General features: G+C 32.9%; 11 protein-coding genes, 1 other RNA gene and 1 pseudogene. All 13 read left to right on the top strand.

The window, feature by feature from the left end:
- Positions 1 to 117: 117 nt before the first annotated feature.
- The 13 genes and pseudogenes from V5784_RS06590 to V5784_RS06530 all read left to right on the top strand — a co-directional run bounded on the left by V5784_RS06590 (position 118) and on the right by V5784_RS06530 (position 13,408).
- Positions 118 to 495, top strand: coding sequence for a hypothetical protein (locus V5784_RS06590; protein WP_336888238.1), 378 nt, complete (start codon positions 118 to 120; stop codon positions 493 to 495).
- 15 nt (positions 496 to 510) lie between these two features.
- A complete protein-coding gene (gene mgtE / locus V5784_RS06585; RefSeq protein WP_336888237.1) occupies positions 511 to 1,878 on the top strand; it encodes a magnesium transporter in 1,368 nt (455 codons plus the stop codon).
- Positions 1,879 to 2,021: 143 nt separating this feature from the next.
- Positions 2,022 to 2,287, top strand: an RNA gene (gene ffs, locus V5784_RS06580) — signal recognition particle sRNA large type.
- A gap of 139 nt (positions 2,288 to 2,426) precedes the next feature.
- Complete coding sequence (locus V5784_RS06575; protein ID WP_336888236.1) at positions 2,427 to 3,650, top strand: GNAT family N-acetyltransferase; 1,224 nt, start codon at positions 2,427 to 2,429, stop codon at positions 3,648 to 3,650.
- Between the two features lie 118 nt (positions 3,651 to 3,768).
- Positions 3,769 to 5,949, top strand: a complete 2,181-nt coding sequence (locus V5784_RS06570; RefSeq protein WP_336888235.1) for a UvrD-helicase domain-containing protein — start codon at positions 3,769 to 3,771, stop codon at positions 5,947 to 5,949.
- Between the two features lie 11 nt (positions 5,950 to 5,960).
- A complete protein-coding gene (lpxC, locus tag V5784_RS06565) occupies positions 5,961 to 6,788 on the top strand; it encodes a UDP-3-O-acyl-N-acetylglucosamine deacetylase (protein WP_336888234.1) in 828 nt (275 codons plus the stop codon).
- A 46-nt stretch (positions 6,789 to 6,834) separates the two neighbouring features.
- Entirely contained in the window at positions 6,835 to 7,254 is a 420-nt protein-coding gene (gene fabZ, locus V5784_RS06560; RefSeq protein WP_336888233.1) for a 3-hydroxyacyl-ACP dehydratase FabZ, read from the top strand.
- An 11-nt stretch (positions 7,255 to 7,265) separates the two neighbouring features.
- Positions 7,266 to 8,039, top strand: a complete 774-nt coding sequence (gene lpxA / locus V5784_RS06555) for an acyl-ACP--UDP-N-acetylglucosamine O-acyltransferase (protein WP_336888232.1) — start codon at positions 7,266 to 7,268, stop codon at positions 8,037 to 8,039.
- Positions 8,039 to 8,842, top strand: a complete 804-nt coding sequence (lpxI, locus tag V5784_RS06550) for a UDP-2,3-diacylglucosamine diphosphatase LpxI (RefSeq protein WP_336888231.1) — start codon at positions 8,039 to 8,041, stop codon at positions 8,840 to 8,842. The genes lpxA and lpxI overlap by 1 nt, the downstream gene beginning before the upstream one ends.
- Positions 8,843 to 8,854: 12 nt before the next feature.
- A complete protein-coding gene (gene lpxB, locus V5784_RS06545) occupies positions 8,855 to 9,925 on the top strand; it encodes a lipid-A-disaccharide synthase (protein WP_336888230.1) in 1,071 nt (356 codons plus the stop codon).
- Positions 9,926 to 9,935: 10 nt separating this feature from the next.
- Positions 9,936 to 11,684, top strand: coding sequence for an ABC transporter ATP-binding protein (locus V5784_RS06540; RefSeq protein WP_336888239.1), 1,749 nt, complete (start codon positions 9,936 to 9,938; stop codon positions 11,682 to 11,684).
- A gap of 30 nt (positions 11,685 to 11,714) precedes the next feature.
- A pseudogene (rph, locus tag V5784_RS06535) lies at positions 11,715 to 12,434 on the top strand (ribonuclease PH); the annotation flags it as partial.
- A gap of 395 nt (positions 12,435 to 12,829) precedes the next feature.
- Positions 12,830 to 13,408, top strand: a complete 579-nt coding sequence (locus tag V5784_RS06530) for an XTP/dITP diphosphatase (protein ID WP_336888229.1) — start codon at positions 12,830 to 12,832, stop codon at positions 13,406 to 13,408.
- Positions 13,409 to 13,575: the final 167 nt, after the last annotated feature.

The raw sequence follows: 13,575 nt of genomic DNA, 5'->3' as shown, positions 1-13,575 counted from the left end.
AAAAAGGTATATTAATTTTTATAATAACGATAGAGGACATAGTTCTTTAGATTATGAAACACCTGCTAAGGTATATTTTGGTACTCAAAAAATTGCTTAAGTTTTTTCATAAACTGTTTGACAAACACGACCACCATAGATTTACAAGAAATAGATCAGCTGATTCTCAACTACACCTATGACGGATTAGAAGAGAAACTGGAGTTTAATACAAATATAGGGACAATCTTATCTGGGTTGATAAAAGAAGTTTTAGATGAAAATATAAAAAAATATAAGACAGAAGCAAAACTTTTGCTCGATAAAGAGATAAAAAAATTCACAGAAAAATTGAATATAGAGGTAGAAAAAGTAGAGGGATTAAAAGAGATAATGGATAAAAGTTCAAAGAAATTAAAGATATTAGAGAAAGAAACAAAATCAAATAAGGATTCTAAAAGTACAAGAAATCTAATCGATGAATTAGATGACGGCCTTAAAAATCTTTTTAACTAAAAAGAAGGTGAAGTTATGCAAAAAGAAAAAGAAATACAACAGTTAGTGGATAATTTAGAGGGATATCTACATCAAAAAGTAAAGATAGATCTACACTATTCAGAATTGTCTAAAATTTTCAAGAGGATGAGAAGGTTGGATGAGGAGAGATTTTCTGAATATATTAAGAGGATGCCAACACATATCCTAGGAGATATATTGGAAACATTCAATGAGAAGATGCTAAAGGAAAGTTTACAAATTTTAAGTCTGAAAAAGATGATCGGAACGGTTAAGAAGATGGATTCAGATGATGCTACGGACCTCATGCAGGATATCGAGGAGCTAGATGAAGAACTAGCGGAGAGTATTCTAGCTGGATTGGATAATAAGGAACAGGAGGAGATCCAAAGACTTAAAGGGTACGAGGAAGATGAAGCTGGAGCCTATATGCAGACGGAATTCTTTGCAGCTAATCATAATGAAACAATAAAGGAAACTATTGAAAACTTAAGGAAGTTAAAGTACAGTGAAGAGTTAGAGAATGTAAGCTGTGTATTTGTATTAGGAGATTACAACAATCTGGTGGCCACAGTACAATTAGAAGATATGCTATTATTTGACTTTGATAAAAGTTTTAAAGAGATAATGAGTAAGCGTCCTGAGAAATATAAACCGAGATATGTAAATGATAAGGAAGATATTGAGAAGGTTGTAATGGAATTTAAAGAGTATGATCTGCAAGTTGTACCTGTAATAGATAATGATAATTATCTAGTGGGTAGGATAACTGCCGATGATATCTACGATCTATTACAAGAGATGGCAACAGAGCAGATATATAATCTAGCCGGAGTAGATGATGATGCAGAAGGTGAAAGAAAGGCTATGGATATCTCCAGAAAAAGAGGGAAATGGCAGTTTTTAAATATGTGCACAGCTTTCTTTTCAGCTTCTGTTATTGCCAGATACCAGACTACCATAGAAATGCTACCGGCTTTGGCTGTACTGATGCCTATAGTTGCCAGCATGGGAGGAAACACAGGGAACCAGGCTCTTACAGTAATGGTAAGACAGCTAGCTATGGGTGATGTAGATGATACAAACTGGGATCAGAGTTTTTTCAAGGAGATAATTGTAGCTGTTCTAAATGGTGCAGTATTTGCAATTCTTGTGGGTCTTGGATCATACATGTGGTTTAAAAATATCAAGATATCTCTGGTGATGTCCTTTGCTATATTTATGAACTTTACAATCGCAGGATTTTGTGGGACTTTGATACCACTACTGTTGAAGAAGATGAAGACGGATCCAGCAGTTGGAAGTTCTATACTTTTAACGATGATTACAGATGCTTTAGGTTTCTTAATCTTCTTAGGACTAGCTAATTATTTTATTTTTTAGAATGAGCGTGAAAACACTACGACATTACAATGGTTATACTGAAAAACAATGGAAATATATAATTAAGTATTGTTCTTTCTAAAATTTGATTGGATCAGAAAAATAATTTGCATTAATATAAAAACTATGATATACTCATTTTGTCGTACTAACCGGGGAGCCAGCGGTGCCTTGTAATCTACAATCCGCTTTAGTAGAGGTGATGTCGATCTGAGGATCAGTTTGTCATAGCAGGTTTTGTTAAAAAGTGTTGAGAATAGAGTCCTATACGGCGAAATGCCACTGAATCGTGTCAGATCCGGAAGGAAGCAGCACTAAGTCGGTTATTTTGGGTGTTATAGGGTAGCTTCGTTTGAGTTTTTTAACAGGGTGCCGTGTGGTTGGAGTGTTTTCGAAGATCGATGTACGACTCTTTTTTATTAGAATAAAGAATATATAAATATAGAAAAAGCCAATGGAAATTCCATTGGCTTTTTAATATAAATTGGAGTAAAATATAAATTTGTATTATAATAGATTAAATAAAATAATTCTTATGGAGGGGGAAGATGTATAGAATATTAAAAGGAAAGACCTTGGCAAAATTTGTAGAGGAATTAAAAAAAATGAACCCTGATATTTTAATAGATTCAAGTGATACAGTATTTATAATCTTGTCTGAAGAAAAAATAATAGGGTATGCTGTATTAGGGAAGGATGAAATTTTAAAGGATATATTCATAGAAGAGGGTCTAAGATATAGTTCCTTGGGTACCAGACTAGTAGAGTTCGTTAAAAACTACCTTTCTACCAAGGGGATAGATGAGATCTACTTGGACAGATACTTAGAAAATACCATATTTTTTAAAAAAGTGGGATTTGAAGAATGGTCTGGGAAGTTATATAAGATAGCTGGTCTTACGGCCAGGGAAAAGAGGAAAAAAATTGGGATAAGAAGTACTCTTGTATCTATTGTAATTAATATAATTTTAGCAGGGATAAAGATATTCTTTGGAATAATTGGAAAGAGTAAAGCCCTGGTAGCTGACGGATTTCATTCGGTTTCAGATATAGTGGGATCAGTTGTCGTCTTAGTAGGGGTGTATCTGGGGAACAAACCAGCAGATGAAGAACATCCCTATGGACATGGAAAATTAGAGAGTATATCAGGGAATATAATCGGTGTGATATTAGTAATCACTGCATACAGTTTGATTGTGGAGAATGTGCTAGATTATTTTAGAGAAACAGTACGTCTGGTTCCGGAGAAGATAACCTTGGTTATCGTGCTTATCTCGATAGTTGTTAAGTATGTATTGTACAGGTATAAATATGATGTAGGGATGAGGATAAAAAATGATGCTGTCTTAGCCGATGCCAGAGAGCATAAGAGCGATGTATTGTCTTCTGTGGGAGTTTTGATAGGGATACTTTTATCGATCTATATAAATCCAATATTTGACCTTCTACTCAGTATAGGAGTAGGTCTAATTATTGGTAAGGAAGGGTTACATATAATTTTTCAGACTTCCAATAACTTAATGGATCTACAGGATAAAAATTTAATAGAAGAAGTAGGTAGATATGTAAATTCATTTGGATTTATAGAAAATGCCCATGATATAAGGATGAAAACATCTGGAAATATGATCTATCTAACTCTACACATTAGGTTAGATGGAAAGATGACCATCTATGAGGGGCATGAACTATCTGATGATATAAAATATTCTATCTTAAATAAATTTGAGGATGTAGGAGATGTAACGATCCATATGGATTGTACTATATAAAATTTTAATTGAAATAAATCAATAGATAAATTGTAAGGTCTGTTTTACGATAAATTGAAATAGAAAAAGAGATATGATATACTTTAAAAGAGTGTAAAAAAGAGTGTAGGGTGTGAATATGAGTATATTAAACGGATTGAATAGTGAACAGAGGAGAGCAGCAGAAAAAATAGATGGATCGCTGCTGATATTAGCAGGAGCAGGAAGTGGGAAAACCAGAACAGTTACATATAGAATAGCCCATATGGTGCTAGAAAAAGGAATTAGCCCGTATAAGATCTTGGCTGTAACATTTACAAACAAAGCAGCTAAAGAGATGAGAGAAAGGGTAGGAAACTTAATAGGTTTAGAAGCTAAAAAAGTTATGGTATCTACATTTCATTCATTTGGAGTTAGACTGCTTAGAGTATACGCTACAAAATTAGGTTATGATTCTAATTTTAATATCTATGATGCAGATGATCAGAAAAAATTAGTGGGTAGGTTGATGAAGGAACTGGTAGTAACAAATAAGCAGTTAACACCAGCGTCTGTAGTATCTAAGATATCTAAATATAAAGAAGATGGAGATGAACCATCAGATGTAGCTAAGGAAGTTTATAATGCCGATACAAGAATTGTGGCAGCTGTGTATGAAAAATATACCGAAGAACTTATAAAAAATAATGCTATGGATTTTGCAGATCTACTTCTAAATACCAATAAACTATTGGATGATCCAGAAGTTTTGGAAAAAATACAAGGTAGATATGAGTATATAATGGTAGACGAATATCAAGATACCAATAATATTCAATATAAGATAATATGTAAGATAGCTAAAAAACATAAAAATATATGTGTTGTTGGGGATGAAGACCAGAGTATATATGGATTTAGAGGAGCAAATATAAGAAATATCCTGGATTTTGAGAAGGAATATAAAGATGCCATGGTAGTGAAATTAGAGCAAAATTATAGGTCAACTCAAAATATATTGGGGGCTGCAAATAGTATTATTAAATTAAATACAACTTCTAGGGGTAAAAATCTTTGGACTGAGAAGGGAAAAGGTCATTTAATTGAGATATTTTCTGCATCAGATGGAAGAGCAGAGGCAGATTATATACTACAAGAGGTCATAAAAGGTAAAAATAATGGCAGATCCTATAAAGATTATACTGTTTTATACAGAACTAATGCACAATCAAGGGTATTTGAAGAAGCTTTTTTAAGACATAGGATAAGCTACAAAATATTTGGTGGGATGCAGTTTTATCAAAGAGTGGAAGTAAAGGATATACTTTCCTATATGAGGGTAATAAATAATCCTAAAGATACTGTTAGTTTATTTAGGATAATCAATGTTCCCAAAAGAAAAATTGGAGCAAAGACAATTGAAAAAATTAGAGATTTTGCCGATGCAAATGAGATAATATTTTTTGAAGCCATGGGTAGGATAGAGGAAACTAAACTAGGATCAGCTGTAAAAGTAACTGTACTGAGACTGTATGAAATGTTAAAAAATATAATGGAAGAAAGTCAATTTTTAACTGCTTCAGAGATATATGATATGATCTTAGAAGGAACTAATTATATGAATTATTTAGCTACCTATGATGAAAAATTTGAAGCCAGAATGGATAATGTAAGGGAACTTCGAACTTCTATACAGGAAATGGAAAATTCAGAACAATATGAAGGCTTTATAAGTGTAGTAGAGTTTTTAGAACAAACTGCATTGGTAGCGGCTACAGATGACTTAGAAGAAGATACAGATTATGTAAAACTCATGACAATTCATAGCTCCAAGGGATTGGAATTTCCAATAGTTTTCTTGGTAGGGATGGAGGATGAGCTGTTTCCAAGTGCTAAAGCTGATTTTTCCGATGATGATTTAGAGGAAGAGAGAAGACTTTGCTATGTAGCTATAACTCGTGCTGAGGAAAGATTACATATCTCCTATGCAGCGGAAAGGATGATATATGGAAGGATCTCATATATGAGAGATCCTTCTAGGTTTTTAAAGGAGATAGATGAACGGTATGTGGATTATATAAATAAAGCAAAGGTTACTCCTAAAAATATTGCCCATAAAAATAAGGAAAGTAAATTGGGTGGATTAAACTTAATCACAAAAGCAGACTTTAAAGTAGATGAAAAATCACCGTTTAAAATTGGTGAAAAAGTAGTTCATAAAAAATTTGGTACAGGGATTATAAAGGATGTAGAAGTGGGGAAAAGACTTGTAATTAGATTTAGAGATGGGGATAAAAAATTGCCATTGATTTTAGCTGAAAAGTTTTTAGTGAAAGAGTAAGGAGAGCAAAAATGAGAAGAAAAACTATTGCGAAAGAGATAACCTATGAGGGCATAGGTCTTCATAAAGGTGAATTAATAAAGATAAAATTAATTCCAGTTACAGAAAAAACTGGGATTATATTTAAAAGGGTAGATCTAAAAGAGGGAGAAAATGAGGTGATAATGAACCTAGAAAACACCTTTGATTTGACTCGTGGAACAAATTTAAAAAATAAATATGAGGCTAAAATTCATACCATTGAGCATTTTTTATCGGTACTATCCATATTTGAAATAACAGATTTAATGGTAGAAATCAATGGAAATGAATTGCCTATTGGAGATGGAAGCGCCAAAATATTTGGAGAACTAATAAAGGATACGGGAACTTGTGATTTAGACTCTGAGATAGATGAACTAATAATAACAAAACCGGTATATTTGACTAAAGGCGACAAACACATTGTAGCATTGCCGTACGATGGATTTAAGATAACCTATACAATAAAATTTGATCATACATTCTTAAAAACACAGATGTTGGAGATAGATCTTAACAAAGAAAATTATATGGAAGAGATAGCACCAGCTAGAACCTTTGGATTTGATTATGAGGTGGAATATTTGAGAAAAAATAATCTGGCTCTAGGTGGAACTCTAGACAACGCCATAGTAATCAATAAAAATGGTGTAGATAATCCAACTGGGCTTAGATTTGAAGATGAATTTGTAAGGCATAAAATTTTGGATATAATAGGTGATTTCAAAGTGATAAATAGACCTATAAAAGGGCATATAATTGCCATAAAAGCAGGGCATGCACTGGATATAGAATTTGCAAAATTATTAACGAAATAACTCTTTTCTTGAGAGAGAAGAGTCAACTAAATAGGAGTGATTAAAAATGATGAATATAGCTGAGATAAAAAAGAAAATACCACATAGATACCCGTTTTTATTGGTAGATAGAGTTACAAAAATTACTGAAACTACTTTGGAAGCCTACAAAAATGTAAGTGTAAATGAGGAGTTTTTTAATGGACATTTTCCTGATTATCCAATCATGCCAGGAGTATTAATAGTGGAAGGAATGGCTCAGGCACTTGGATTATTAGTGAATGCAGATGCTGAACCTATTACGCCTCTTTTTGCCTCAATTGAAAGTGCAAAGTTTAAAAAACCTGTAGTACCTGGAGATAAATTGGTATATGAAGTAGAAGTTATAAAAGCCAGAAGATCTATAGTAAAGGGTAGAGGAGTAGCAAAAGTAGATGGAGAAATAGTAGCTACAGCAGATCTAATGTTTGCTATTATGAAAAAGTAGGGAGGAAATTCATGGCTAACATACATAAAACCGCAATCATTGAGGAGGGAGCTGTATTTGGTAAAAATGTAGAAGTAGGTCCTTACAGTATCATTGGTAGCGAAGTAGTAATAGGAGATAATACCATAGTAGAATCCCACGTTGTGATAGATGGAATTACTATAATAGGTAAGAATAATAAGATATACTCATATGTTTCCATAGGAAAGGAATCACAGGACCTTAAATATAATGGGGAACTTACTAAAACTATAATAGGTGACAACAATAAGATAAGGGAATTTGTAACGATTCACAGGGGAACAGATGATAGATGGGAAACTCTAATAGGTAATAATAATCTACTTATGGCGTATGTACATGTAGCCCACGATGTTATCGTAGGAAATAATTGCATTTTGGCTAACAACGTAACCTTGGCAGGGCATGTAACTGTAGGCGATTTTGCAATTATAGGTGGATTAACACCGATACACCAATTTTGTAATATAGGGGCTCACAGTATGACTGGAGGAGGATCTCTGATAGTTCAAGATGTCCCACCATATATTTTGGCCGAAGGTTCCCGTGCAATAGCTCGTGGATTAAATAGTATAGGTCTTTCTAGAAGAGGATTTTCAAAAGAAGATTTATCTATATTAAAAAAAGTATATAGATTGATATTTAGATCTAAGATGTTACTCAAGGATGCATTGGTCGAAATAGAGAAAACATATGGTGAAAATGAGTGTGTGAAAATTTTTGTAGAATTTATTAAGAATAGTAGTAGGGGGATTATCAAATAATGGAGAAAATAGCTATTATTGTAGGAAATGGAGGCCTTCCAGTAAAATTTTTAGAACACGCTAAAGAATATGGAATAGATCCATATCCAATAGGGTTATTTGATACAGTATCTAATGAGGTTAAGTCTCATCCTAATTATGTAGAGATGAATCTAGGGGAAATGAAAAAAATTATTCTATATTTATTAATTAATAATATTGAAAAGATGGTTATGCTGGGAAAGGTTGAAAAAAAATTATTATTTAATGATCTTCGGTTAGATGAAGTAGGTGAGGAACTTCTAAAAAAGATGCCAGATAAAAAAGATGAAACTTTATTATTTGGTGTGATATCTTTATTTAGATTAAATGGTATAAAAGTATTGCCTCAAAATCATCTTATGAAAAATATGATGTTTTCTGAGAAAGTATATACAAAAACTATCCCGAATGAAAGTGAAAATAAAACTATAAAAATAGGCATAGAAGGAGCACGAGCTCTGACTATTATAGATGCAGGTCAGTGTGTGGTTTGTAAAGATAGTTCAATCATTACCTTGGAAGGCATAGAAGGGACCGATAAAACTATTGAAAGGGCTTATGAATATGCAGGAGATAACTGTATTTTGGTGAAAATGGCCAGACCACAGCAGGATATGAGAGTAGATATACCAGCAATTGGTTTAGATACGATAAAAAAAATAATATCTATCGGTGGAAGGGGTATAGTAGCAGAAGCTGACAGGATGCTATTTGTAGATAAAGAAAAGTGTATAAAATTAGCAAATGAGAATAATATTTTCATTGTAGGGATAAAGGTATAAAGGAGGAACAGTATGAAATATTTTGTTTCGACAGGTGAGATCTCAGGGGATCTCCACCTATCATATCTTGTAAATGCAATGAATAAAATTGACAATAATGCCAGTTTTTTTGGAGTAGCAGGGAAACATTCCAAGGAAGCTGGTGTTACTGTTATACAGGATATAGATGAATTAGCTGTAATGGGGATTTGGGAAGCTCTTAAAAAGTATAAATTTTTAAAAAAGAAAGTTTATGAATATATAGAGTTTATTAAAAAAGAGGAGATCAAAAAAGTAATTTTAGTAGATTATGGAGGATTTAATCTGAAATTTATGGAACTTCTCCAAAAACATGTAGAGGGTGTAGAGATATACTATTATATACCACCTAAAGTTTGGGTTTGGGGAGAAAAACGTGTTGAAAAATTAAGACATGTAGATCATATAGTGGTTATATTTCCATGGGAAGTAAATTTTTATAAAAAACACGGCATAGATGTAACATATTATGGGAATCCATTTTTGGATATTTATAAACGTGTAGATCATAGAGAAGATAAGATCCTCTTACTGCCTGGAAGCAGAAAAAAAGAGGTGCAGAATCTTCTACCTATAATGTTGGAAGTTGTGGAAAAATCTACCAATGAAAACTTTATATTAAAATTAGCCAAAAGGGAACATCTAAAGTGGGTGGATCTGGATATAACTAGATATAAAAACTTAGAGGTTATAGATGATTTGTCATTTCGAGATGCAGTGAAACAATCTAAATATGCCATAGCAGCTTCAGGAACGGTAATATTGGAGTTGGCACTTTTAGGATTACCAGGGGTTGTAGTCTATAAGATCGATAGATTAAGCGAATTTATAGCAAAATATATATTGAAATTAAAATATGTGTCTTTGCCTAACTTAGCTTTGGATAGGGAAGTTTACAGAGAACTTCTCCAAGGAGACTGCAATAGAGATAATATCTTAGAAGCTATAGAAAATATAGATGAAAATAGAGAATATTTTGAGGAACAGATAGGTGAAATAATAGAAAAACTAGGTGGAAATAATATAATAGAAAAGTATGCTAAATTCTTTTTGAAAGGAAAATAATATGAAAAAAATGAAATTAAAAGTTCAAAAGACATCTCTAAAAAAGATGGTTGACTACGGAATGGAATATAAATATAGATTTATGTTGATAGTAGTACTATCTTTGATAGTATCACTGACAAAGGCATTGCCAGCATGGTTATCTAAATCCTTGATGGATGATGTACTTATAGCAAAAGACATGGATAAACTGTTATTTGTATCTGGTGGTTTAGTAATCGCAACTATTGTAAAGGGTTTTTCCATGTATTATAAGGAAATTTTTTCCTCCTATACAACTAGGTTAGTGGTTAGGGATATCCAGCAAGATATCTATAGACATCTTCATAAATTAAGTCATTCTTATTTCGATAGAACTCCTCAAGGGGAGATAATGGCAAGGATCAGTGGAGATGCAGGGAACTTAGGTAAGATAGGATTTATGATATTCCAGATCTTACCAGAATTTTTAACTGTAACAGTACTTCTTATAGGACTATTTAGGATTGATCTGGTATTAGCTCTAATGACCTTGATATTACTGCCTGTAATGATGATGATTTTAAAGAAAATTTTGAAAAAAATAAAAAAAACTTCAAGAAAAAGACAGGATCAACGGGGAGAACTGAATGCCCTTATACAAGAATCACTATCTGGGATCAGAGTAGTAAAAGCATTTGCTACTGAAGAGGAAGAGATAAGAAAATATGAAGAAAAAAATATGGAAGTATTAAACACTGAGTACAGAAATAAGAAAATAGAGGCTAGGATTTCACCTATAAATGAAATTGTAACTACTACTTTAACGGTGGGAGTACTTCTCTATGGAGGAAATAAAGTTATAGTTGATTCTAGCTTTACAGCTGGAGATCTTGTTTCATTTTTAACTTCATTAGGACTCATGTTTGAGCCACTAAAAAAAGTGATCAAAAGAGGTAGTGAACTGATGTCGATCATGCCTTCAGCTGACAGAGTAATGGAATTATTAGAAGAAATACCAGAAGTAGTGGAGAAAGTAGATGCTGCAGACTGCGGAGACCTTACACCTAAGGTGAAATTTAAGAATTTAAAATTTAGATATGGTAAAGATTTAGATTATGCTATAGATAATATTAATTTTGAAGTAAATGCAGGAGAGGTCGTAGCATTGGTAGGTAGAAGTGGAAGTGGAAAAACTACCTTAGTAAATTTAATCCCTAGGTTTTATGAGATTGAAGACGGTTCTATAACTATAGACGGGATGGATATAAGAGATCTAAAAATAAAAGGATTAAGAGATCATATAGGGATAGTTCCACAGGAAACATTCTTATTTAGTGGCAGCATCTATTCTAATATCCTATATGGTGCAGGAAGAGATGTAACGAGAGAGGATGTTATAAATGCTGCTAAGATGGCCAATGCCCATAACTTTATAATAGAGTTTGAAAATGGATATGACCAAGAGGTAGGAGAACGGGGAACATTGATGTCTGGTGGACAAAAACAAAGGATAGCTATAGCAAGGGCACTCCTAAAAAATCCAGAAATTATGATCTTAGATGAGGCTACATCTGCATTAGATACAGAATCTGAAAGATTGGTTCAAGATGCACTGGAAAAATTAATGATAGGAAGGACAACCTTTGTAATAGCTCATAGATTATCTACAATAGTTAATGCAGATAAGATAGTAGTTATGGACAAAGGAAAGATAGCAGAGGTAGGAAGTCACGAGGAATTATTATCCCATGGAGGAATCTATAAAAAATTGTATGAAGCACAATTTGGAAAAGAGTAATAAATTATATAGGAGAAATAAACAATGAGTATTTTAAGAGATGATAAGAGAAAAAATGATGATTTAAGAGATGTTAAATTAGTAACGGGATTTACAATTCATGCTGAAGGATCTGTATTGATAGAGATGGGGCATACCAAGGTAATTTGTACTGCATCTGTAAATGAAAGTGTTCCTAGATTTTTAAAAAAGACAGGAAAAGGATGGCTTACAGCAGAATATTCTATGTTGCCGAGAGCTACCGAAGATAGAAATATGAGAGAAGCAACTAGAGGGAAATTAGGTGGAAGAACTATGGAGATCCAAAGATTGATTGGAAGATCACTTAGAGCTTGTGTGGATCTTAAAAAATTAGGAGAAAGAAGTATTACCATTGACTGTGACGTAATCCAAGCTGACGGTGGAACAAGAACAGCATCTATAACTGGTGGGTATGTAGCACTGGCATTGGCAATAAAAAAATTAATTGCAGAGGGTAAATTAGAAGAATCTCCTATAATAGAAAATGTAGCTGCTATCAGTGTAGGAATAGTGGGTGGAGTTCCAATGTTAGATCTTAAATATACTGAGGATGCAGGTGCAGATGTAGATATGAATGTAATAATGAACTCTAAGATGGAATTTGTAGAAGTACAGGGGACAGGAGAGGAGACTACGTTTACAAGAAAGGAATTGAATGGTCTGTTGGATCTGGCGGAAAAAGGAATCAAGGAATTATTTGAGATGCAAAATGAGGCAATAGAAAAGGCGTAGAATCCGAAAATAACCTCACTCTTTGGTTCTCTCTCCTAAATTAGGAGAGTGGGATGGAGTTAGAGAGGAAAAGAAGACAATTTAAATTTCCTGCATTAATTTATAGGAAATTTTTTTTATGTATGAATCCATGATGTGGTATAATTAAAATGTAATTAAAAAATAACTTGAATAATAAAAAATTAATTATATTTTAATAAAAAAATTAATGGATATTGATACATTAATAGTTCTTGTAGGGGCTATCAAGCTGTGAATATCCATAGACAGAGAGGTGACAATTATATTTGATACGAGAGAAATACTGACATTATTTTGGTTAGGAGTACTTTTTATTTGGTGCCTTATATGTGCCAATTGAGGAAGAGTAAAATATAAAGAAGGAGAAAAAAATGAAAAAATTATTTTTAGCGACAGTAAATAAAAAGAAAATAAAGGAAATATCTGAGATCTTAGAGGGATATGAGATACTCTCGATAAATGATGGATATACAATTCCAGATGTGGTAGAGGATAGAGATACCTTCGAAGGGAACAGTCAAAAAAAAGCCTTAGAGATAGCGAAAGCTGTAGGCATGCCAGTTATTGCAGATGACAGCGGATTGTGTGTAGAGGCTTTAGGAGGAGCTCCTGGGATATATTCAGCTAGATATTCAGGAGAAAACGCTACCGATAAGACAAATAATATTAAATTGATCCAGGAATTAAAGGGAAAAGAGGATAAAAGTGCAAAATTTGTATGTGTTATAACTCTTGCAAAACCAAATGGTGAATACCATAGTTTTAGAGGAGAAGTAGAAGGAATAATAGTAGAAGAGCCAGGGGGAACAGATGGATTTGGATATGACCCTCATTTCTATATTGAAAAATATGGTAAAACTTTTGCTGAGATTCCAGAGATAAAGAAAGAGATCAGTCATAGAGCTAAGGCACTGAAAAAATTACAGGCAGAGATTGACAGATATTTATAACTATTAGAAGAGAGTTGTTAAAAACTCTCGGGTCTGTCTCATATTTTGTGTAAACCTCCAAATTAGTGTAAACTACAATTACATTAATTTGGAGGTTTTTTTATGAGAAAAAGAAGAAAAGATTTATCCCCTGATGAATTAGCACGAAAAGAGCTAATTAGAGAATA

Source organism: Psychrilyobacter sp. (genome assembly GCF_037132775.1).
GTDB lineage: Bacteria > Fusobacteriota > Fusobacteriia > Fusobacteriales > Fusobacteriaceae > Psychrilyobacter.
This window is presented reverse-complemented; position numbering and strand designations above follow the sequence as displayed.